At 38.8% G+C, this 23,958-nt stretch carries 21 protein-coding genes; all 21 read right to left on the reverse strand.

Features of this window, described 5'->3' with window-relative positions:
- Positions 1–15 precede the first annotated feature (15 nt).
- The 21 genes from BST97_RS06970 to BST97_RS07070 all read right to left on the reverse strand — a co-directional run bounded on the left by BST97_RS06970 (position 16) and on the right by BST97_RS07070 (position 23,749).
- Positions 16–582 carry a sugar transferase gene (locus BST97_RS06970; RefSeq protein WP_085766561.1) on the reverse strand — a complete coding sequence of 189 codons (567 nt, stop codon included), beginning with the start codon at positions 580–582 and terminating at the stop codon, positions 16–18.
- Complete coding sequence (locus BST97_RS06975) at positions 575–1,177, reverse strand: acetyltransferase (RefSeq protein ID WP_085766562.1); 603 nt, start codon at positions 1,175–1,177, stop codon at positions 575–577. The genes BST97_RS06970 and BST97_RS06975 overlap by 8 nt, the downstream gene beginning before the upstream one ends.
- Complete coding sequence (locus tag BST97_RS06980; RefSeq protein WP_085766563.1) at positions 1,174–1,779, reverse strand: sugar transferase; 606 nt, start codon at positions 1,777–1,779, stop codon at positions 1,174–1,176. The genes BST97_RS06975 and BST97_RS06980 overlap by 4 nt, the downstream gene beginning before the upstream one ends.
- On the reverse strand, positions 1,769–3,016 hold the full coding sequence (locus BST97_RS06985) for a glycosyltransferase family 4 protein (protein ID WP_085766564.1): 1,248 nt from the start codon (positions 3,014–3,016) through the stop codon (positions 1,769–1,771). Before BST97_RS06985 ends, BST97_RS06980 begins: the two co-directional genes overlap by 11 nt.
- Positions 3,013–4,941, reverse strand: coding sequence for an alginate lyase family protein (locus tag BST97_RS06990; protein ID WP_085766565.1), 1,929 nt, complete (start codon positions 4,939–4,941; stop codon positions 3,013–3,015). The genes BST97_RS06985 and BST97_RS06990 overlap by 4 nt, the downstream gene beginning before the upstream one ends.
- A complete protein-coding gene (locus tag BST97_RS06995) occupies positions 4,934–7,048 on the reverse strand; it encodes a bi-domain-containing oxidoreductase (protein ID WP_085766566.1) in 2,115 nt (704 codons plus the stop codon). Before BST97_RS06995 ends, BST97_RS06990 begins: the two co-directional genes overlap by 8 nt.
- Positions 7,049–8,389 (reverse strand): phenylacetate--CoA ligase family protein, encoded by a 1,341-nt coding sequence (locus BST97_RS07000; protein WP_085766567.1) that lies wholly within the window; start codon positions 8,387–8,389, stop codon positions 7,049–7,051. It abuts the gene before it with no gap.
- 4 nt (positions 8,390–8,393) lie between these two features.
- On the reverse strand, positions 8,394–9,407 hold the full coding sequence (locus BST97_RS07005; RefSeq protein ID WP_085766568.1) for a glycosyltransferase: 1,014 nt from the start codon (positions 9,405–9,407) through the stop codon (positions 8,394–8,396).
- 207 nt (positions 9,408–9,614) lie between these two features.
- Positions 9,615–10,610: a glycosyltransferase family 4 protein gene (locus tag BST97_RS07010; protein WP_169711546.1), complete on the reverse strand. Its 996-nt coding sequence runs from the start codon at positions 10,608–10,610 to the stop codon at positions 9,615–9,617.
- Between the two features lie 139 nt (positions 10,611–10,749).
- On the reverse strand, positions 10,750–11,856 hold the full coding sequence (locus BST97_RS07015) for a glycosyltransferase (RefSeq protein WP_085766570.1): 1,107 nt from the start codon (positions 11,854–11,856) through the stop codon (positions 10,750–10,752).
- The gene (locus BST97_RS15780) at positions 11,853–12,701 is read right to left on the reverse strand and encodes a hypothetical protein (protein WP_157111524.1); all 849 of its coding nucleotides are present in this window, start codon (positions 12,699–12,701) and stop codon (positions 11,853–11,855) included. Before BST97_RS15780 ends, BST97_RS07015 begins: the two co-directional genes overlap by 4 nt.
- Before the next feature lie 341 nt (positions 12,702–13,042).
- A complete protein-coding gene (locus BST97_RS07025; protein WP_157111526.1) occupies positions 13,043–13,741 on the reverse strand; it encodes a hypothetical protein in 699 nt (232 codons plus the stop codon).
- A gap of 38 nt (positions 13,742–13,779) precedes the next feature.
- A complete protein-coding gene (locus BST97_RS07030) occupies positions 13,780–15,147 on the reverse strand; it encodes a lipopolysaccharide biosynthesis protein (protein ID WP_085766573.1) in 1,368 nt (455 codons plus the stop codon).
- A gap of 61 nt (positions 15,148–15,208) precedes the next feature.
- Positions 15,209–16,429, reverse strand: a complete 1,221-nt coding sequence (gene wecC, locus BST97_RS07035; RefSeq protein WP_085766574.1) for a UDP-N-acetyl-D-mannosamine dehydrogenase — start codon at positions 16,427–16,429, stop codon at positions 15,209–15,211.
- The gene (wecB, locus tag BST97_RS07040) at positions 16,430–17,587 is read right to left on the reverse strand and encodes a non-hydrolyzing UDP-N-acetylglucosamine 2-epimerase (protein ID WP_317043465.1); all 1,158 of its coding nucleotides are present in this window, start codon (positions 17,585–17,587) and stop codon (positions 16,430–16,432) included.
- A gap of 10 nt (positions 17,588–17,597) precedes the next feature.
- Positions 17,598–18,467 carry a glucose-1-phosphate thymidylyltransferase RfbA gene (gene rfbA, locus BST97_RS07045; protein ID WP_085766575.1) on the reverse strand — a complete coding sequence of 290 codons (870 nt, stop codon included), beginning with the start codon at positions 18,465–18,467 and terminating at the stop codon, positions 17,598–17,600.
- A complete protein-coding gene (gene rfbC, locus BST97_RS07050; RefSeq protein WP_085766576.1) occupies positions 18,464–19,012 on the reverse strand; it encodes a dTDP-4-dehydrorhamnose 3,5-epimerase in 549 nt (182 codons plus the stop codon). Before rfbC ends, rfbA begins: the two co-directional genes overlap by 4 nt.
- The gene (rfbB, locus tag BST97_RS07055) at positions 19,013–20,062 is read right to left on the reverse strand and encodes a dTDP-glucose 4,6-dehydratase (protein WP_085766577.1); all 1,050 of its coding nucleotides are present in this window, start codon (positions 20,060–20,062) and stop codon (positions 19,013–19,015) included.
- Positions 20,059–21,336, reverse strand: coding sequence for a nucleotide sugar dehydrogenase (locus tag BST97_RS07060; protein ID WP_085766578.1), 1,278 nt, complete (start codon positions 21,334–21,336; stop codon positions 20,059–20,061). The genes rfbB and BST97_RS07060 overlap by 4 nt, the downstream gene beginning before the upstream one ends.
- Positions 21,337–21,373: 37 nt before the next feature.
- Positions 21,374–22,348, reverse strand: coding sequence for an SDR family oxidoreductase (locus BST97_RS07065; protein ID WP_085768186.1), 975 nt, complete (start codon positions 22,346–22,348; stop codon positions 21,374–21,376).
- 6 nt (positions 22,349–22,354) lie between these two features.
- On the reverse strand, positions 22,355–23,749 hold the full coding sequence (locus BST97_RS07070; RefSeq protein WP_085766579.1) for a UDP-glucose 6-dehydrogenase: 1,395 nt from the start codon (positions 23,747–23,749) through the stop codon (positions 22,355–22,357).
- Between the last annotated feature and the right edge of the window lie 209 nt (positions 23,750–23,958).

Genomic DNA, 23,958 nt, shown 5'->3' on the forward strand with positions numbered 1-23,958 from the left:
CTTAAATTCTAAAACTTATTGATTTATAGCCGTTCCGTAAGCATCTCGGTTAAAAAGTGTGTTCCAAATTACTATGAGATCATATGTGAAACTACGCTGCTCTAGATATTCTAGGTTCATAGCCACCTTATCTGGAAAAATGACCTCATCATTGAATTTTTTAGGATTAGGCTGTTTGTTTAATAATTGCTCCTCATTGCGATATTTCAACGCCGCGGGACTGGTAAGGCCTGGTCGTAATTGAAGGAGCTTGCGAGCCTCGTCGGTCAACTTATCGTAGTAACCCGGTACATCAGGTCGTGGTCCTACAAAAGACATATCACCATTAACGATATTGATGAGTTGTGGCAGTTCATCAATTTTCCAGCGCCGTAGCCATTTTCCTGAGGTCGTGACGATACCTTCTTTCATTGTCCTTAGTTTCCATATTTTAAAAGGTTTGCCATACCTGCCGATTCTTTCCTGCAGAAACAAGCCACTGGACTGAGTAGAAACTGCACAAACAACAAAAGCCACTACGAGAATGGGAAGCAACAGCAGTTTTGCTATTAAGGCAAGGGGAAGTTCAATAACTCTAGGCATCTGTTGTTCCCACTATTTTTCCGGGCACGCCTATGACTTTGCTGTGGTCTGGAATATTTCTCGTCACTACCGCACCAGCGGCGATAATACACCATTTACCAATTTTGAGATTGGGCAAGACCACCGCACCAGCACCTATTTGGGTTCCTTCACCTACCTCAACGGTTCCACACAACGTAGCATTAGGAGAAATGTGGACAAAATTTTCAATATCACAATCGTGCTCAACAGTTGCCTTGGTATTTATTATCACATGTTTTCCAATCTTTACATCTGGATTGATTACACTACCCGCAAAGACTACTGTTCCCTCACCTATTTCAACATCTACACCCAGTACACTTGATGGATGTATGATAGCTTTCTCAAAATCAAGCGTGACTTGAGAAACTAATTTCTGCCTGATCCTATTATCCCCTACCGCTACGACCACACTGCCATCTTTAGGTAGTTCATGAGTGATTCTTTGATTAAGAATACTTTTTTTCTTCACGTCATCATCGTAGAAGATGACATCATGTTTGTCAGATTTCAGTGCGGCATCATAAACAACCTTACCGTGACCGCTGGCGCCGTAGATAATAAGATCATTCATAATTCACCAGTGAATTTAGTAGTCGTGACGTTTGTGCCATCGGTTATTCCTTCAGATTTGAAAACCTTAAATATGGTTTTCCAAATGATCTTCAAATCTAACCAAAACGACTGATTTTCTACATAGAAGACATCGTGCTCAAACTTATCTCTCCAGCTTAATGCGTTTCTACCGTTGACTTGTGCCCATCCCGTGATGCCTGGTTTTACCTCATGGCGCCGCGCATGTCTTTTAGAATATAACGGTAAGTATTCAGGCAACAGGGGTCTGGGACCTACAAAACTCATGTCACCTTTGAGTACATTGAGCAATTGAGGTAATTCATCTAAGGAAGTCTTGCGTATAAAGCTTCCTAAACGGGTTAAACGCTGGACATCCGGTAATAATTCTCCATTCTCATCTTTAGTATCCAGCATGGTTTTAAACTTGACAACTTTGAATAGCTTCCCGTTAAGCCCAGGTCTAGTTTGTGTAAAAAAAGCTCCGTTCTCCATTTTAAATCTAAGCAGTAATCCAACCAATATGAACAAAGGTGATGCTAAAACCAATAAAATTAGAGCCAGCAAATAATCAGCGAGAGGTTTGAAGAATTTACGATACACTAGTTATAATTTTCTTGAGCTCTAGGGTGTAGTTATCTGCCAGTTTGTTTCTATCGAAGTGCTTTCTAGCATATTCATAACCTCTGAGCCCCATTTGATCCAGCTCATTTTGATGATCCCTCATTTTTCTAGCAGCCGCAACAATTTGATCAATATTCTCTGGTTCAGCATATATACCACAGCCCGCAGTCTCTACCAATTCCCTACTTACTCCGTCGATCAGCAGAAAAACAGGTTTTTTACATGACATGTAGTCAAATGTCTTGTTTGAATAAATAGTCTTAAAAGTATCCACCTTTTTCAAGACTGATGCCCCCATATCTGATGCTAGGATATACTTGAAAACCTCGGTTTTAGGAACTGGATCTCTAAAAACTACATTTTTCAAATTGTGTTTTTCAGCATAATCGACTAGCATCTCTTTTTGCATTCCAGTTCCAATCAATTGAAAAATGACGTTGGTATCCTTCAATCTTTCCGCAGCTTGTAGCAATTGGATCAAATGGTTTGCGACACCATGAGCGCCTACATAAGTGATAATAAACTTATTGGTAAAACCTAGTTGCTTTCTAAATTCATCAGTATTGAAAGAGGTTTGAAGTTCTTCAGCGAGTGTAAAGTCAGCAGCGTTTGGAATAAAAGTTATTTTATCCGCCGGCACCCCTTTTTCAACAAGTTTTGTTTTGAAAGCCGGAGTCAGCACATTGATTACAGCTGCCTTTCTATACATGAATGCTTCAAACTTGTAGGCTAATTTGATGATCATTTTGTTTTTCAAAACCCCTGTATCGACAGCACTCTCAGGCCATAGGTCTCGTACTTCAAAAACAAAGGGAATCCGGTACCATTTACTCAAAAGGTAAGCCGTAATACCAACAAACAAAGGTGGCGAGGTCACAAGTATAACATCATGTTTCTTCCGCAATTTGAAGATTCCCGCATAAAGACTGCTAAAAACAAATGAGAAATAACCCCAGAGCCTACCTAAAAAATTGGTGTTATAACTCTCTGAAACATGGCTGCGCACCACATCTACTTTAGGGTAAAAATCCAGATCCATATAAAAGTAACGTCCTTTGTATCTATCGATTTTTTTTCCGGTATTGTAATGCACCATTCCAGCAAGCACGCTCATTTCATGACCCTGCTGCGACCACCTGCGTGTCATCTCGTTAAAGCGAGAACCACCACCGTCATTTTTCTCCAGAAAATATTGATGGATCAGTAAAATGTTCATGATAGGATTTTGATCTGGGTCGTAATATGATCCGTATTGGAGGCAAAAGTAAGTTTTATGGATTTTTCCTTCGTACCATAATAACCGCTATACCACTTTTCGCCCTTTTCAGCGATCAGTTCTTTTCCGTTTGCGTCTGTTGCTTTGATGTTTAACGCTTTCCCTTCGACTCCGCTCAGGGACCGCGCGAAAGCCTGCCTGTCGTGCCTTGGCAGGCAGGCGGGATTCAACTGAAAATGTTGCTGAAGATCCAGTCCTCTACGATCATGTACTTTATCAATTACTGTCCAGATATCTTCATTTTTGAATTTGATAGCCTTACGCTGCATCTTGATACCGCCTAAATTACGATAAGCCACCTGACTAAGATCCCATTCAACACGATCATCAAACTCTTGAATCTTCCCTCGAGCTTCTTTAATCCAATAAAACCAAACAAAACGACGGCCTCTTACCATGTGGTCACGACCTGCTACCGTGGCCGTATTGTGGCCGGCGCTTCCTTGAAAATGATCGTGATATACCTTTTCAGTATTGTATTTATAAGTCCCACAATCCCAGAGGTAATTCACGCCATCTTTCCAAATATCCAGATGAAAATTATCAGCTTGGAAGGGTCTGTGTTTGTAGGCTCCACATTTTAAAAATGTTTTTGTGTCGCCCGAATTATGAACAAAATAGCCTCCCTCTTCAAAAGCATGAATCCCTGAAATATCGATATCTACTTCTTCCACCTGATCAAGTCCATACCAGTTAAGCTCCTCTGACTTTTTAGTGACGGTGCGGGTAAGTGTAGCTCGTAGAGCATCAAGCTGACTCGTATAGTCACGATAATCGGCATCTGAAAATTTGAAAAAGAGAGCACCGTCATTGTTTCCGTAGTTAGGCAAAAAACCTGTTTTGGAATCCCGACAAACGTCCAAGAACCTAAGAGACTTTTTAGCTTTTTGATAGACCACATCAGAAAAACGATCATCGTGCAATTCACTCAAATTGACCGCCCATGTCAATAGTTGAATTACAACACGATGGTAGTTCATGCTGTGCTGCAAGAACGTGCCATCATCATAAATCTGATAGGCGATTTCTTCTTCAAACCACTTTTTTCCTTGCGCTGACCACCTTTTACTTTCAGGAAAGAATGGAAACAGCAAACCACTCAAATAGAGCATCAAAGTTTCCGTTATCGCATGATTGTTACGCACTGCAATACGAGAAAAATCTATATGTTCCCAAACATGTTGCAACTGGTAATAAATGGCGCTCATGATTTTCTCAAAACGCTGATCAGTCAGTTGCTCGCTATTTTTATAATAGTACAGCGCATAAGTCCAGTTCAAAATGCGCAAACTTATTTCTTGGCTGCATTTGTACTGTGGTCCAAGATTGATAGGATTGCGATCGATAAAATCCTCGATTTCTACCAGCACGGTTTCATCTTGCGCTTGCTGACTGTGGTAGTCATAACGTAAGTAATCGTAAACGTGGCTGAATCGCGCCCGTTCCCACACATATTTTATATCACCAGCCTCAGCAGACAGGTCTTGGATTTCTGACCAGTGCTTATTCATATCGTAGCGATATCCCGTACTGGGGTTGACCGACCATTTATCTTCATCTTTAACCTCTAACTTGAGATTATTGAAGAAGGTGTATGTTTTGTTCTCGCTTTCGCGAAAGCGGGAAATCAAATCATCACTTAGAGATCTAGGAAAATCCAGCGATTCTCTAGACTCGATAAAAAAGGGAATCCCTGCGGCACGCCATTCTTTGAGAGAAATGAAACTGCGTTGTGGCATTCCCGTAGGAAAGCGTTTCTTGTACCATCCTAATTTGCTTCTAATCGCGTGCTTCAGACGGTAGGAAACGTAGCGGCTCCCCATGTTTAAAGACAGGTCGCGTATTTGCTTGAATTTCTCAAACATGCTCCCAGCCTCCGTTCTTGAGACTCTCCAGCGCGGCAAATGACGCTAGCGTCGTATTGATTAATGAATCCATTTCGATCAATGGTGCTCCACCGCTTTTAATTTGATCAGCAAGCTTTTGAAATTGAGCGCTATGCCCTTTATCCATTTTGTTTTTACTGCCATTGAATCCCTTGAAACCGTATGCCTTGAGCTTACGCCAGTTGTCTAGAATAAATGTGCGCTCCTTGCTATATACCTCGACACGTTCCTTTGAGTACGATTTGCTACCGTTTGAGAAATAGTTTATCACCGCATTTGACCCATCAGCGTACTTGAGCAGAATGGTGGCATTATCAGTATTTTGCTCTGGGTGTTTGCCCAATGCATTCATACAAACTTCAGTAACCTTACTGCCCGTTAGGTACGAAATCAAGTCTATAAAGTGACAAGCCTCACCTACGATACGGCCACCACCTATCTTGAGATCGTGTACCCAAACATCTGCTGGGATATGACCTGCATTCATGGTTGCTGTGATGTTTATGGGCCCACTGCCTAAATGCTTTTTCATTTGTACGGCTTGAGGCGCAAATCGACGATTGAAACCTACTGTCAGGCTCGCATCAGTTGATTGGTACACCTCGAGTATTTGATCGAGCTCCTCACGGTTGAGTGCTAATGGTTTCTCTACAAAAACATTTTTACCAGCTTTAAGCGCAGCGATGACCATACTGGCGTGCAGATTATGACGCGTGGTAATGGCTACGGTATTCACCGCTGGATCGTTGAGAGCAATCTGCATATCAGTTACACTCTTCTCGATCGAAAACTTTTTTGCCAAAGTCGTTCCTGACAATCCACCAGAGCTTACAATATATTTAAGAGGCAAATCAGTTTTCTTGAGTGCTGGCAGCATGGTCATTTTAGTAAAGTTTCCAGCACCTATGATGGCTAGACCTCCACTTTTTTGAGCAACACCTTGATTAGTTGAAACGACTACTTCATTAGTATAGGGCTCAGATTGAGAGTAATCTAAAATGGATGCTATACTTTTTGAACTGCCTATATTACCGTAGATTTTTTGATAATCAGCGAGGTCGATGACTTCAGTGATTAACGGCTCTACGTCGATATAATTTTTTGAGATAGAGTTGAGGATCGTCTCAAAATTGCGTTTCTCCGTCCAGCGCACAAATGGTAAAGGGTAATCTTGACCCTTGTTTTCATAGTCATCATCGTAACGTCCTGGCCCGTAAGAACAAGAAACCTGAAAAGTCAATTCCTTTTGGTAGAATTCAGCACGGCTGAGCTCCAAACCTATCACACCCACTAAAATAATGCGCCCGCGCTGGCGGCTCATTTGAGCAGCTTGCGAGATAACCTCGTTTGATTTTGTGGATGCGGTGATGATAACGCCGTCTGCTCCTACTCCATCAGTCATTTGCATGATGGTCTTAACGGGATCCTGACCAGCACTCGGGTTGATCGTTTGTACTCCCCATTCTTGAGCCAATTTCAGTTTAGTCTCATCAAAATCGATCCCGAGCACGTTGCAGCCATTAGCTTTCAACAACTGCGCGGTGATCAATCCTATGAGGCCTAGACCTGTCACAACGATGGTTTCTCCCAGTGTAGGTTCTAAAAGCCTGACTCCCTGAAGGCCGATACTGCCTATAACTGTAAATGCTGCTTGCTCGTCAGAAACATTATCTGGAATGGCTGCCACAAGATTTTTAGGAACGCAAACATATTCTGCATGGCTACCATTAGAAGCTACGCGATCCCCTTTTTTAAATTCAGAAACTCCCTGTCCTACCTCGATGACCTCACCTACATTACAATAACCCAAGGGAAGTGGCTCGCCCAGTTTATTAAAAACTGTTTCAAGAGTAGGCAACAGCCCATCAGTCTTGATCTTGTCGAGTACCATCTTCACCTTATCAGGCTGCTGTCTGGCTTTTGAAATAAGATTAGACTTCCCAAACTCCACCAGCATACGCTCGGTTCCCAAAGAAACCAATGATTTTGTGGTCTTGATAAGCACATGACCAGATTTCACTTTGGGAGCTGGTAGCTCCTCAAGAATGGTTTCTCCGGTTTTGAATGATTGGATGATTTGTTTCATTTACTTAACTAACAAATTAATTTTGCCCGATGTCGTTCTAATAGGCTCTTCGACCCTTGTAAAACTGAATGACATGTTAATGTTTGAGGTGTCAAACAGATTTCTAGCGTCTTGTTCCAATACCTTTTTTGAGGTGTAGATTATTGTAAGTTGACCAGGAACTGATTGTTTTACCTGAATGAATTCAGAATGATCAAATATTTGATGATGCCGCCCGAAGATAAGGGCAGTAAGATTAACTTTATTACCGTCACCGTCAATTACAAACTGACCTGATCTACCTTGAGTGATTTTAAAAGAATCTAAAATCCCAGATTCTACAATAGGTTCTTCAATCAAATCTTCTGTATCATAACGTATTAATGGAGTAGCATAATTATAATAGCTTGTGGCGACAAGAGATGTTTTTTGTTTAAACGTTGCGATAGCCTCAGCAAAACCGTAAGTGAGGAAAGGTTTGTAGGTAAAAGGATTCCCAACTTCTTCATGCGCTAGAACAGCTCGTTCTGTATGTCCGTACCAAGAAATTGTAGGTATTTCAAACACTTCTTCAATAGCTTTACGATATCTGCTATGAGGATATTCAGAACCGAGAAAAGCACCTTTCAAATTTTTACGAAGCTCATCTACCAGCTTTGGGTCATTATTTTTACAGTAACGAGCAAACTCATAAATGGATGAAGGATAACCATGTAAGTACTCAATGGGATGTTTTTTGACTATACCGTACAGTTTGTGAGCTACACTGGCCCAACCAGCATAAATATCTACATTGAAACTATTACGCACTACATCATAGTCAACAAAGTCTTTTACATCACTCCTACCCCCAAAACACAGTTTAAAGCTAGCAGGATTATAATTAAGTCTAGACCAGATGTTATGCATATGAGCCCATTCATGCCCCATGGAATCGGGTTCGATGTAGAGACTTAATGGCTTGCCACTAGATCCGCCAGTGTTAACTATGTATCTATTTTTTCTCTCTGAGCTTCTATATTCGATGGAATGCTGCTGTAGAATTGATTTATTGATAATAGGAATTCTTTCTATATCTTCAAATCGATTCAAATTAGACAGGGAGAAATGCTGATCTTTATAGAAGCTTCTATAAAATGGTACATGAGCAATTGCATAAGAAACTAATTCAAAAATTCTTTCATAAACAAATTGCTGTTTTTGCTTAATAGTCAGTGCACTTAGCCTATCAATTTCAAGAATTCTTTTTTTATAAACTTTGGAAAGTCCTGGTCTGTAGGAGAAAGGAACCTTGTTAATCAGTTTTCCTATGCCAGGAGGTATTCCAGCTAAATTCTCCTTTAAAACAACTGCAGGATTCATAAAGTTACGGCTTGACTGGTAAGATTTCTTCAACCAGCAAATCTAAGGAATTATGAACTTGCAAATGGGATTTAGGGAGATCTGAATAAGTAGCTCGTAATAAAGAATCTCTAATACTTTCCACGTTCAAAGGATCAAAACTGTCACTAGGTTCAACAACTTGGTATAGATAAGGTAAGTCTGAGCCTAAAACTTTGCAATTACAATGCGTAGCTTCAATAAGAGGAAGGCCAAAACTTTCTTTTAAGGAAGGGTATATGAGGTATTCAGCCGAATGATACAAATCCCAAATTTTTTCAATTTCTAAATGACCATGATTGACAATATTTAATCCTTTGGATATGAGATTGTTAATCTTATTTGACAAATTCTGAAATTCAGGGCCAACAGTCAAATGCAAAGTGTAGCTGGAATTTTCACGTTCAAACTCCTGCCATGCATCGAGCAGTCTATGATGATTTTTATGAGGTGCTCCTGAACTCACATAAACAAACATTTTTCCTTGCTTATTACTTGAAATCACTCGCGGAATACGATAGAAGGGTCTGACCTTGATTTTTCCTTCATTGATACTGGATCGATTGATAAGCAAATCTTTTACAACATCTGTTTGAACCATCCATACATCAGAATTTTCTGATTGCATTTTGAACAGTCTTTTTCTTAGCCAAACCTTCGTCTTCAGAACAATATTCGAGTACTTCCCAAGATCTAAAATCAAAACATTATGAAAGTACGTAGTTACGTGAGCATCTAATTTTATAGGTGGTGCAAAATTCCCCAAACAAAATACAGAAGTGATTTTATCTTTGAGTTTACGATAAACCGCTAGCCGAGCAAAATAACTACCTCGCACTCGTATGACACCGTATGGAGTATTTTTATATTCAGAAGATTCACATCTTTGGTCCAGCAGTAGTGTAAAATCTGTTGATTTAGACACCAGCCCTTCGATTAAGGTGTCTAGTAGAACTTTACCTCCTCCAGAATTGATAAAGGTGCCGTCTATGAGAAGCATAATTTCTTATTGAGAGGCAAAGGTAAGAGCAGGTGGTCAAGTTTTCACGTTCAGGAACTATTTTTATGAGTAGTACTTAAGTTGTGTACGCTTTCGCGAAAGCGAAATAATCAAAAATTAACTTGTTTATTTGAAACCCCTGCAATTAATGCTATCATTACTACCTAAGATCAAATTCTTCCATAGTACCTCAAAATTAGTCATGTTTTATTGGCTCAAGGCTTCAATAGCGGAATTAAGAACAATATTGGGATCATAGCTCTCAATGGCAAGATCCCTGCTTGATCTTCCCATTTTCAAAAGCTCTGCTGAAGACTTTGATCTAATCTCGTTTAAAAAATGATTGATTTGCTTGCTATTCGTTGGGTCAAAAGTATAACCGTTTACACCATGCCGTATAAGCTCAGGGTGATTCCCGCATCTTTCAGAGACCAGTAGTGGCAAACCAGCAATTGCTGCCTCTACCACGCTCAAAGGACTTTGATCATGGTAGGATGGAAGAATAAATAAATGTGATGCTGTTAATTGCTCAATAAGCTCTGGAACATCTAATTCACCAAGAAAAATAACTTTATCCTCTAAACCTTTTTCAGCTACAAAATCCTGATATCTTTTTGTGTCATCACCTACTCCAGCCAGTTTTATTCTTATTTCATCAAAACTATCAATGCGCGACAAAAAATTCAAAATACCTTTGGAGCTTTCCATGTGTCGTGCTACGATAATCATTTCGAGGTCTGGCTGTTTGCGGAAAAGATTTTTACTCTGATCAATATTGTAAAATTCTTCTGATACTAGATTTGGAAACTTTATGACTGGTCGCATTTCAATTCCCCATTTTTCAAATAGCGTAATTCTGCTTGTTTCACCTGGTATAAAAAAATAACCATCACAAGTATTGAGCACCCATCTTCTAAGCGCCTTTTTTATGGATGAATCTGGTTTTGATGTTTTATAAATCGAGTTGTAGTTTGCTTCTGTCCAGAAACTTACTGTATTCTTTATTAGTTTCAGCCTTTTTAAAACACAAACGCTTAAAATATTAAAATCATTCCAGCTACTACCCAAAATCAGGTGAGCGCCTTTATATCTGTAAATCGTTCTATACAAGCGTGGATTAAACCTTATATGAAAATTCTTAAAATTGAAATAGAATCCATCATCATCTATTATATGGGAAAAGGAAAGATCATCTTCTTTCAAATACCAGCTCCTGCCTTTCTCGTTTCGATTAAAAACAAAAACCCTGAACGTGAAATTATCGCGCTTGACAGCAATACTTTCAAGCTTGTTGAACAGATTAATTCGATATGGCGGTAAAATATTCTTTATGAAAAGATGCTCAGTCATTGACCTGTATTTTTTGAATTAGAGCTTTTACCTTGATTCTCCAGCTGTTTAATTTTTTATACTTATAAACTTTATCAACTTGTTCTTTATAAAAACCTGAATTTTGAAGGTTTGAAATGTGTAACTTTAACGATTCAGCATCAGTGTATTCTAACAGAACCGCTCGTATGGATGGTGATAAGCCTGCAGAAAATGTGGAGATAACAGGTTTCTTTAAAGCAATATAGGTCAATAGTTTCGATGGAAAGTTGTATTTAGTATTTTCCAAACTTGTATTTCTTGGGTTGATCAAGACATCTGCTCCCCTCATTGCTGTCATCAATACCGAATCAGACACGAAGCCTTTGTAAACTACATTTTTGATAGATTTTGATTCAATTAGACTCAACATCCTATCCTCTTCGCCTTTTCCGTAAATTTCAAGATTGACGCATGGTGCATCAATCTTATTGAAGTCTTCCACGAGCTGAAATATACCCGTCCAATCATTAATCGCTCCCGAATAAACCACCTTGAAATTATTAGATTTTCTATCAATAGGTTGCATACAATCTATATCCAACTGCTCAATTCCTCCATCTAGAAAAAGTTTAGAACGAAAATCCGAATCTCTAAAATAACCATGGGATAAGTATAAGTCTATATCTGGATTTCCTTTACGTTGATCATCTGCAACTACGCTTATCCATTTCAACTTGAAGAATAATTTAATCATCTTTGCAAAATAAAGATGTCGTTTTAAAGGATTGTATGTAAAAAATATTGTTGAACTAGAACGTAAGTCGGCCGAAATTACGGTTTTGAAAAATAAGGATGCTGAAATCCAATATTCCCTTATAAATGGAACGTTCAAATAGCCTGTACTAAGCTGTTTAAATCCTTCACCAAAAACAACTTTCTTATGGCTGTGTATCCATAATGCCCCTCTAGGCCATAATGGACACGGTTGATATGAAAGATTTATTACTTCTATTTTATTATCTAAAAGTCCATGAATGAAACTTGATTGCCACTTGTTTGCCGCTGGGCTTACCGCTTTTTGAGTAAATAAATGACTGTTTACAACGGGACCCAGCCAGATTACCTTTCGTACTTTCATCTACCGTTTTTTAGTTGAGGTTGTAAATACATGGAGAGTATCATGAAAGTTAAAATGCTGAATCTAAAATTGATGATTAAGGTAGCTCCAATTGATATTAAGAAAATAAAATAAATATATCTATTTTGTTTGGGCGTTTTTCTAAATATGGAAATGATGAATAAAAAAATAGATGTTAGTCCTAAAAAACCAAACATTTGTAAAATATATCCTAGATCAAAATCAAATTGATCAACGATGACACCACTACCAAAGATAAATAGTAAGGTGTTTTCTAGTGACCCATTTAGTATTTCAGCCAACCATTCAATAAAAATTTCTAATTTCACAGTACCTGAACTCAATTTTTCTCCATAAAGATTTCCAAGATTGAACGATCTAAAATTTTGAAACAAATTTGTAATGTCTTCAAAATAAAACATCAACGCAAATAAAATGAATACAAAAATAAAGGCAATTGAACGTCTATTTAAATACTTTTTAAAATGAAAGAAGGAGATGATTAGAAACGCTACTATTGCAGTCCTACTTCCTGAAAGTAAAATAGAGATAACAAATGGTAAAGCCCAAAGTAGTCTACTTAACAAACTTAAATTAGAAATGTATCGTAGTACTATAACAAATAAAAGTACCATGGACTGTCCCATAATATTTGGATTATAATAAATCCCTCCAAAACGACTGTCCCGGAGTCCAGACAACTCTGTCACATCTGAGTATTGCCAAACATTATCTTCTATAGGGTAAAAACTATCTCTAAAAACGGTCAGGAAGTTAAGGCTTAATAAAGGAGCCAATTGAATTACAAAAAGGTAAGCAACCACAATAAATAAGAGATATCGCATATACTTAACCGAATATAGTTGCAACGGGAAGCATAGAAATAGGATTGCTAACTGTAGAATTCTTGAATATTCGGCTGAATTTTGAAAGTACATTCCACCAACCAAAATTGAAAATACTAAAGCAAGGCAGACTAAATACTTTACAGTAATGAAACGTTTCAGGTTATGTCTATTAAAATAGAAGTTGAAGGACAGCAGCAATAAAATGATCACATTGGAAATAAATGTAGAGTTCAAAACAAACAAAGCTGCTATCAAACAGGCGTTTGTAATCATCCCTATCCTAAAGAAGTATTCTGTTTGATAAGTATTCATTACGAAAAGACTCTTCTCTTGACATTTTAAATACCTAGAATAAAAAAATCTTCGGCTTGATCAGTCAAATCGATAAGTTTGGCATAGGTTGCTTTGATATTAGACCTCAAATTTAAATCTTTCTGCTCTTTTGAGTTCCGTTCACGATAGGCAGGTAGTTTCAAATCAATCCCTAAAAAATCGGATATTTCCTTCTGCTTGCTCCACATAGTCTCATACCTGATAAAGGCGGTTGGTATTTTATTTTGTTCTAACCAAGATTTGAAATGATTCTCCAATCCTAAAATATCCTCATTAATAATGTCTAAAAAATCAAAATAAGCTTCAGCCTTCAAATTGCTGAAATGTTTGCTCATCCATATATCACCTCTTGATTCGTATAATCTGATGAGTGAAATAATTACTTCAACTGGATCACCAAAAGTATATAACATCCTAGTAGATCGATTTCGCAATTCTGCATAACTTGAATGCCTCTGTGGTGGTAAATCGTGTGTTTTGTAAAGTAAACCTTTCTTTAAATTTGAACTTGTGATGTCCCAGGCATTGTGCAGAGCACTCCACAAGGCTAACCTTTTGATGTAATCATTATCCAGTATTACAGAACTAGATACAATGCTATTTGCCAGAACTGTAGAACCACTCCTACCATAACTATTAACAAGTAGAGGGTATTTAAATTTTGTTAGACTCTGACCAACTAACATGCGAACTGAATCATTCATAAATATCAGTAGTTTTCTTTTATTTATTAAAGGTAGATTTATTTAGCCCAGACACCCGTCGCGGTATTAGATATAATTTTTCGGTATTGAATACTTCTAAAGAAGATATATATTAAAATGCAACAGTTGGTAGCCATAATTACACCCGCGGTTCCTAAACCAAAATATTTTGCAAAAAGAATTGAAAGAGGTATGTTGATAAAGATCGTGATTATACCCGTAAGCATTTGAATCCTTAGAATTCCTACGCCATTCAAGAACAAGGTATAAATGTTGTTTAAACTCTGTAAAATCACAAATAAGGCAAATTGTGCAGAAAGGAGTAGTGAAACTTGTACTTCACCACTTGTCCAAATTTTTAGTACTGGATCAAATAGGGCTAACATTATCAATACTAAAAAGAAGAGTATCCCCCATACGATATGCAACTTCCTAATGGTTTTTTTTATCCAATCATATTCTTTTTTGTGGTAAGCATCTGTAGTAGCACTCCAAAAAGGTGAAATAATAATTGTAAATATGACAAGACAAATTGCAAAATACTTGTTTGTCACTTGATAGGGAACTACCTCGGCAGGATTAAAAAGTTGCACAATTATGAAATTATCTGACAGAAAAAGTACAGCTGCACCTAATTGTATCACGAAGAAGGTTATTCCAAGTCCCATAATGTCTGAAGTCACACCTTTATCTATTAATCTTATTGCAGGTGCATAAGACTTATATCTAGTATTATAAAAAAAGAAAGTGAGTAGCAAGAGAATTAGAATAGGACTTAAACTATAAATTAGGGCAAATGATATTAATTCATCGCTCTCAGCATCAATAAATATTATTGCCGATATTAAGATTAAGATCAAAAACTTTGACAAAGAATTTGACAATGTTACAAGAAAGGGCTGTTGGACAGCAAGAAAGATTGCAGTTATAATCTTAAGGGTTAGAATAATACCAAAACTAGTTGAAATGATGAACAATACCGTCTTCAACTGCTGGTCGCTTTTTAATTCAGTATTAAACAACGAATTCCAATCTACAAAAGGGATTAGAATACTTCCTAACAAGATAATTCCCAAACTTATTAGAAATATCATGAGATAACCTGTACTTATGTATTTACGAACAAGATCAATATCCCCATCTGCGATTGCCTTAGCGACTTTATTTCGGACTCCATGGGATATGCCCACATCGAAATAATTTAACCAGGAAACAAGAGAAATGATTGTGAGCCACAATCCATAAATAGGCTGAGACAGAAATGCAAGGCTCAAAGGAACCAAAGCAAAATCGACCAAAGAATCTAGAATCTTTAAGGTGAAAGAACCGAGAATGTTTTTTTTAGCCTTTATAGACCTGCCATCACCTCTCAAGACTAGCGACCTGAAGTAATTAACGAAATTCATATTTCTCGATTTCAACTATGATTAGAAAGCCAGTGAAATGATGACTAGTAATCGACCTAGTTTACCGGTTCTCAAATACCCCACAAAAATCCAGTACCACTTTGTCAGTCACTTTTGGCAATGATTTAAACTCATTATGCGCAACAAGATAGACTACTATGTCTGCTTTCGCGAAAGCGGTTTTATAATCCGTCAATTTAAACACATTGTGGGATTCAATATTAGGCTCTACTATAAAGTATTCTTCATCTTGTGAATCTTGCAATACTTTCTGCGCGATGTATTTTGCTGGGGATTCTCTCAAATCATCGATATTCGGTTTAAAGGCGAGTCCCATGATCGCAATGCTGGGCTGGCGACCGTGCTTGAGCCTAAATTCCAGTTTGGCACTTTTTACTTTCTCCGCACACCAAAATGATTTGTAATTATTGATCTCTCGAGCTTTCCCGATGATCTGGGATTCCATGGGAAAATCTGCCGTGATGAAGTAAGGATCTACCGCTATGCAATGACCTCCCACTCCACACCCGGGCTGTAGAATATTCACGCGTGGATGCTTATTTGCCAAATGGATCAATTCCCAGACATTGATGCCGGCCTTATCACAGATAAGCGATAGCTCATTGGCAAATGCGATTTGAACGTCTCGAGATGAGTTCTCGACCAGCTTACACATCTCAGCGGTGCGTGCATTAGTAGGGTGCAACTCACCTTTTACGTACTTTGCGTAAAAACCAAGGGCTTTTTGAGTGCTTTTCTCGTCTACTCCACCTATCACGCGGTCGTTGTGCACCAATTCATGCATGACATTCCCAGGTAAAACCCTTTCTGGACAGTAAGCAATATGCAATTTGTCTTTAAGCTCTGCACGCTCAGAATAGATCAGTTCCATCATTTTTTCAGTAGTTCCTACCGGGCTGGTTGATTCAATGATGTAAAGATCTCCCTCTTTGAGAAGTGGTAATATTCCTTTTGTGGCTGCTTCTACAAAAGAAATGTCCGGTTCGTTCTTATCCTTGAACGGCGTGGGAACCACCACTAAATAGGTGTTTGCCTCGACTGCTTTTGTCGCAGCTTTCAAGAAACCATTCTCAACGGCTTTAGCCACAGCGTCTCCTAAGTCTGGCTCAACGATGTGGATCTTTCCTTGATTGATTGTATCTACAACGCTTTGATTGATGTCCACTCCATGAACATGAACATTTTGAGAGGCTATTAGTGCTGCAGTAGGTAGGCCTATGTAGCCCAATCCTATCATTACTACTTCTGGTTGACGTTCCATTTATTTTATTGCTTCGACGATTCTGGCACAAGCTTTTCCATCTCCATAAGGGTTATGGAGCTCACTCATGCGGTTGAACCTTTCTTTGTTTGTTAATAGATCAATGGTTTCACTAACGATTTTATCGACATCAGTCCCTACTAAGATTACGGTACCCGCGTCTACAGCTTCTGGGCGTTCAGTCGTGTCCCGCATTACCAATACTGGCTTGCCTAAACTGGGTGCTTCTTCCTGCACTCCTCCGCTATCTGTGATAATCAACTTTGAACGATTCATCATCCAGATAAAATCTTGATACGCAAGAGGATCGATCAAAATAATATTTTTTTGATCTGATAAGATACGGTTTACCGGTTCTTGAACTTTAGGATTCAAATGTACAGGATATACTATAATGCATTCAGGGTGGTCCACTGCAATGGTTTTCAGAGCTTGGCATATGTTCTCAAAACCCTGACCGTGGTTTTCTCGACGGTGACCGGTGACTAAAATCATTTCGGCTTTACCCAAGCGCTCTTTCATTTCTTGGACAAAAGTAGAAGGATTCACATCAACCTTTTCAACACTATCGAGCAAGGCATCGATCACCGTGTTACCGGTAACCACAATCTGGTCGGCAGGTACATTTTCTGCCAGCAAATTATCTCTGGAGGTAGTGGTAGGCGCAAAATGAAAGTCTGCAATTCTTCCCGCCACTTGTCTGTTGATCTCTTCGGGAAAGGGTGACCATTTATTGTGTGTACGCAATCCTGCCTCCACATGACACACCTTGCTTTGGTTATAAAATGCCGCAATACTCGACGCCATGGTGGTCGTAGTGTCTCCATGAACGAAAACATAATCTGGATCAAAAGCTTCCATCACAGGTTTCATTTCTGTGATGATTCGGGCAGTGAGTGTGTACAAGTTCTGACCCGGTTGCATAAGGTCGAGATCATAATCTGGTTTGATCTCAAAGAACTCAAGCACTTGATCCAGCATCTCGCGGTGCTGCGCGGTAACGCAAACTCGTGTCTCAAATAGATCGTCATTTTTCTGAAACTCTTTGACCAGTGGCGCCATCTTTATAGCTTCAGGACGAGTTCCAAAAACGATTAGAATTTTCTTTTTAGCTGGCATAGTTTTTTTTGATTCCGCTTTCGCGAAAGCGAGATTCATATCAATCTCTCTACTTTAAATTCATTAAGTATTCTCCATAACCACTCTTAATAAGAGGTGTGGCGAGTTTTTCTAATTGTTTGCGATCGATGTACCCCATGCGGTAAGCGATTTCCTCTATACAAGAGATTTTGAGAGAAGTACGTTTTTCAATGACTTTCACAAACTCTGTAGCTTCAGTCAATGCCTCATGGGTACCAGTGTCGAGCCAGGCATAACCACGACTCATCACTTGCAGTTTGAGTTGCTTTTTATTCAGATACTCCTCATTTACCGAGGTAATCTCTAATTCTCCACGAGCAGAGGGCTTGATACCTTTAGCAATTTTAACCACACTATTCGGATAATAATAGAGGCCTACCACTGCATAATTGCTTCTAGGATTTGTAGGTTTTTCCTCGATGCTAGTAACATTATCATCGTTGTCAAAGTCGGCCACACCGTAGCGTTCTGGATCGTCTACGTAATAACCAAAAACGACAGCTTTCTCTTCATCTTTGACCGTTTGAACACTATTCTGAAGCATTTTAGGCAAGCCGGCGCCGTAAAAGATATTGTCACCCAGCACCAGACAAACATCTTCATCTCCAATGAATTCTTCACCTAGTATAAAAGCTTGTGCCAATCCATCAGGTGAAGGCTGCACCTTATAGTTGATCGATAATCCTAAGTGCTCACCATCACCAAATAAGCGTTCAAAATTAGGCAAGTCATGAGGAGTAGATATTATCAAAATCTCTGTAATCCCAGAAAGCATCAAAACTGATAAAGGATAGTAGATCATGGGTTTATCGTATACGGGTAAAAGCTGCTTAGATACCACTTGAGTAAGTGGATGCAGTCGTGTACCTGACCCTCCGGCTAGTATTATACCTTTCATTTAGTGATTATTTGATTAAATAATGGTAAGTTTTTATCCTTATCTGACAAAATGCGTTTTTCTACTGGGATTAACCAGTCTATATCAAATTCTGGGTCATCATGAGCTATACCATAATCAGCATCACGATCGTAGAACTCATCACACTTATAGAAAAAAGTAACGTCCTTACTAAGTACCGCAAAACCGTGAAAACAGCCTTTAGGGACAAAAAGCTGCTGTTTATTTACACCATCTAACTTTCTTGCAACCACTTTTTTGAATGTAGGAGAGTCTTTTCTAGCGTCTACCACCACATCCAGCACCTCTCCCTTAATCACACTGACTAATTTTGCCTGGGCGCTCTTTCCGCGCTGTGCGTGCAATCCCCTGATCACTCCGTAAGAAGATTGGGAAATATTATCCTGAACAAAAGAAATATGTAAACCGGTCCCCTTTTCAAATTTTTTCTGACTGTAAGATTCCATAAAGAAGCCACGATCATCTTTGAAAACTTGTGGTTCGATCAAGTAGCAATCTTCTATTTCAGTACTATGTATTTGCATCTAAGAGTACATTTTTTTGTAATAGTCTTGATAGGCGCCACTGGTCACTGCGCTCAACCAGTCATTATTCTCCAGATACCAGTCGATTGTTTGAGAGAGTCCCTCTTCAAAAGTGACGCTGGGTTCCCACCCTAATTCTTTATTGATTTTACTGGCATCAATAGCATATCTCAAATCGTGACCTGGCCTATCTTTCACGTAAGTGATCAACTTTTCAGAGGTTCCCTTCACACGATTCAGTTTCTCGTCCATCAGTTTACAAAGTACTTTAACCAGATCAATATTTTTCCATTCATTAAACCCACCTATATTGTAAGTCTCAGCATTATCTCCTTGATGAAATGCAAGATCTATAGCTCTAGCATGATCAACAACATATAACCAGTCTCGGGTATAATTTCCGTCACCATAAACCGGTAAAGGTTTATTATTGATGATATTATTGATAAAAAGAGGAATCAGTTTTTCTGGAAAATGGTTGGGGCCATAATTATTAGAGCAATTAGAAATAACATAAGGTAAACCGTATGTCTCTCCATAGGCTCTGACAAAATGGTCAGAACTCGCTTTTGAGGCAGAATAAGGTGAATTAGGATCATATGAAGTAGTCTCCGTAAACAACCCAGTCTCACCTAAAGTTCCATACACTTCATCTGTACTTACATGATAAAACCGCTTGCCGTCATAATTGTTTGACCAAAGTGTTTTAAATGCATTCAGAAGGTTGACAGTCCCTATGATGTTTGTTGTGACAAAGCTTAAAGGGTCTTCAATACTTCTATCCACATGGGATTCTGCGGCTAAGTGAATGACACCATCAAATTGATGTTTCTGGAATAAGTCATTTACAAAATCAGCCTCATTAATGTTTCCTTTTATAAAGGTATAATTATCAGCACCTTGAACATCTTTCAAGTTTTCAAGATTCCCTGCATATGTAAGCGCGTCCAGATTGACAATTTTGTAGTCAGAATAGTTGTTGACAAAGCGCCTGACAACGTGAGACCCTATAAATCCAGCTCCTCCAGTGATTAATATTGTTTTACTCATAATTTCTTATCTGCTTTGTCGCCTAAGAAGCCTTTGACATCATAAATCGCAACTGTATCCTTAGAGATTGATGCTAAATCTAGATCAGCAAACTCCTGATGGGATACTGTCAAAATGATGGCATCGTACTTCTTTTTCGGAACCGTCATCGTTGAAGACAAGCCGTACTCATGCATCACCTCATCGGGTTTTGCCAGTGGATCATGAATATCTACCTTGATACCGTAGTCCTCAAGGTTTCTTACCACATCCACAACCTTAGTATTGCGCACATCCGGACAGTTTTCCTTAAAGGTTATACCTAAAACAAGAATCTCACTATTCTTTACGGCTATATCTTTGGATAGCATGAGCTTTACGATCTCGCTAGCTACATAAGTCCCCATGCCGTCATTCATACGTCTACCTGCTAGGATAATTTCTGGATGATACCCTACCTCTTGAGCTTTTTGTGCCAGATAATATGGATCTACTCCTATACAATGTCCACCTACAAGTCCAGGTTTGAAGGGAAGAAAATTCCATTTAGTACCAGCTGCTTCAAGTACAGCAGCAGTATCAATACCCAACTTATTGAAAATCTTTGCGAGCTCGTTGACAAACGCAATATTGATATCGCGTTGTGAATTTTCAATCACTTTTGCCGCTTCGGCCACTTTAATGCTAGGTGCCAAATGCGTTCCCGCTTCAATAACGCTTTTATAGAGATCATCAACAATTTTTCCAGTTTGTGGTGTACTTCCTGAAGTGACTTTCAAGATCTTCTCCACAGTATGCTTCTTGTCACCCGGATTAATGCGCTCAGGGGAATACCCTACATAAAAATCTCTATTGAAAATCAGACCACTGTATTTTTCGAGCACTGGCACACAATCATCTTCCGTAGCCCCTGGATATACCGTTGATTCATATACTACAATATCATCTTTTTTCAAGACGCTCCCTACCGCTTCACTTGATTTATACAGCGGAGTGAGGATAGGCCTGTTGTTTTTATCTACAGGCGTGGGTACTGTAATGATGAAAATAGTAGCATCTATTGCATCATTGATGTCAGTAGTACAGTACAGTCCTTTCTGAGAATTGTTTTCGGTTTTCAAGACCGCTTTGAGGACATGATCCTCAACCTCCAGGGTACTATCCGTTCCGGACCTAAGCTCTTCAACTCGATTTTGATTGATATCAACTCCCACAACATCATACTTGGTTGCAAACAACCTCGCTAATGGAAGTCCTACGTATCCGAGTCCTATGATTGCTATTTTTTGGTTCATTAGTTTAAAGTTATCACGCTTTCGCGAAAGCGTAATGTCACAAATTATTTCTATACCAGAGAGTTGCCTCATCCAGTCCAGCGTTTATATCATATTCAGGATCGTACCCCAACAATTTTCTCGCTTTATCGATTGAAGCTAGAGAATGTGGTATATCACCTGCTCTATTAGGACCAAAGATAGGTTCAACTTGAGCTATATCTTGATCAAATCGCGCTAAAGCATTTTTTAATTTATCTACCAGCTGAATCAAGGTTGTGCGTTCTCCTCTAGCGACATTGAATATTTGATTACTCGCTTCAGGATTTTGAGCTAACATGGCTTTTTCGTTTGCCTCAATCACATTATCAATGTAGGTGAAATCTCGAGAAAATGACCCGTCGCCATTAATTACCGGTGATTCTTTCTTCATCAAGGTTTTAGTAAATAATGGGATGACCGCTGCGTAAGCTCCATTAGGATCTTGTCTTCTCCCAAATACATTAAAGTATCTAAGACCTATGGTGTCTAGTCCATAAGTTTTATAAAACACGTCTGCATAGAGTTCATTCACATATTTAGTAATTGCATACGGTGACAAGGGTTTCCCAATGACTTCTTCAACTTTAGGCATTTTTTCTGAATCGCCATAAGTCGAAGAACTTGCGGCATAAACCATTCTTTTTACGCCTTCGTCTTTACAGGCTACCAGCATGTTAAGAAAGCCACTCACATTGACCTCATTAGAAGTGATAGGATCTTTTATAGAGCGCGGCACGCTCCCCAGTGCCGCCTGATGCAGCACATAAGCGCAACCTCTTACCGCCTCTTTACAAGTATCTAGATCTCTAATATCACCCTCTATGAATTTAAAGTTGGTATGATCTTGAAAAGATTCTATGTTTCTAAGGTGTCCTGTAGAAAGATTGTCTAATGCCACTACGTGATAACCTTTTGCAAGGAAGTGCTCACAGAGATTACTTCCTATAAAGCCAGCGGCTCCTGTTATGAGGATATGTGCTTTTGAGCTCATGAGCATTTAACCTTTTCCGAGGGTATACATTTGAAAACCTATACCCGTCATCTCATCATGATTCAAAAGCATGCGGCCATCAAAAAGAAATGCAGGTTTAAACATCTCATCGTAGACATGCTTCCAATCAAGCTCTTTAAACTCATCCCATTCCGTCATTATAGCTACTGCATGAGCCTGATTTGCACAACTCAAAGCGTCTTCATATGTAAAGACTCGTTCCTCTAACTCTTCTTTTGAAAAGTTTCCTAAAACAAGTAGATCACTGATGATCTGATCACGTTTAACTTTAGGATCATAAACATGAACCTCTGCGTGTTCATTCAAAAGGTAATCTGACACATAAATCGCTGCTGACTCTCTGGTATCGTTAGTATCCTTTTTAAAAGCCCAGCCTAGGAGACATATCTTCTTGCCACTTACTGTATTGAAAAGTCTGGTTACGATTTTTTTTGCAAAACGACGTTTTTGATGATCATTCATGATGATGACCTGCTCCCAGTAATCAGCGACCTCATGCAAACCATAAGATTTTGCTATATAAACTAGGTTCAGAATATCCTTTTGGAAACAAGACCCTCCAAATCCTACAGAGGCATTCAAGAATTTAGGACCGATACGTGAATCTGTCCCGATCGCACGTGCTACCTCTTTCACATCTGCCTCAGTTACTTCGCAAAGTTCACTCAAAGCATTAATGGAACTCACTCTTTGTGCTAGAAAGGCATTTGCAGTTAGCTTAGACAATTCTGAAGACCATACATTAGTAGTCAGAATACGATCTTCTGGCACCCAATGGGCATACACCTCAACCAGAGCTTTTTGCGCTGCCAGGCCACGTTCACTACTCTCACCTCCTATAAGAACTCTATCGGGAGTAAGCAAATCATCTACCGCAGTTCCCTCGGCAAGAAATTCTGGATTAGATAGAATATCAAACTTTACTCCATTTCCCGTATTATCTAAGATTGCTTTCAAAGATTCTGCTGTACGTACTGGCAAGGTCGATTTTTCTACAATGATCTTGTCGTTTGTAGCAACTGATGCAATTTGACGGGCACAGAGTTCGATATATTTTAGATCAGCTGCCATACCCTTACCAACACCATAGGTTTTAGTAGGTGTGTTTACAGATATGAAAATCATGTCAGCATCTGAGATGGCCTGCTCAACATTTGTGGAGAAAAATAGGTTTTTATCACGACACTCTTTAACTATATCAGATAATCCCGGTTCATAAATCGGGATGTTATCCACATTCTCGTCGTTCCATTTTTTTATCCTATCCTCATTTAAGTCAACCACATTGACTCTAATTTCAGGACATTTAGATGCTATGACAGACATCGTGGGACCTCCTACATAGCCTGCCCCAATACAGCATATATTTTTAATCATCAGAGTTTCCTAATTCTTAGTTCCAGATTGGCAAATATATGATCTTATAATGACCTACACCTACAATATAAAACGGTCTATTGATTATCCAAGCAGCTATAGTTCATATTAAATGTTTATTAAATTGAAGCTGTTTCATGTAGTATTATCATACTCTTGTACTGATGAATAATTAAACTTTATATATTTGCCTATTAATTAGGACTAATCAT

Source organism: Nonlabens spongiae, assembly GCF_002117125.1.
In the GTDB taxonomy this organism is placed as follows: domain Bacteria; phylum Bacteroidota; class Bacteroidia; order Flavobacteriales; family Flavobacteriaceae; genus Nonlabens; species Nonlabens spongiae.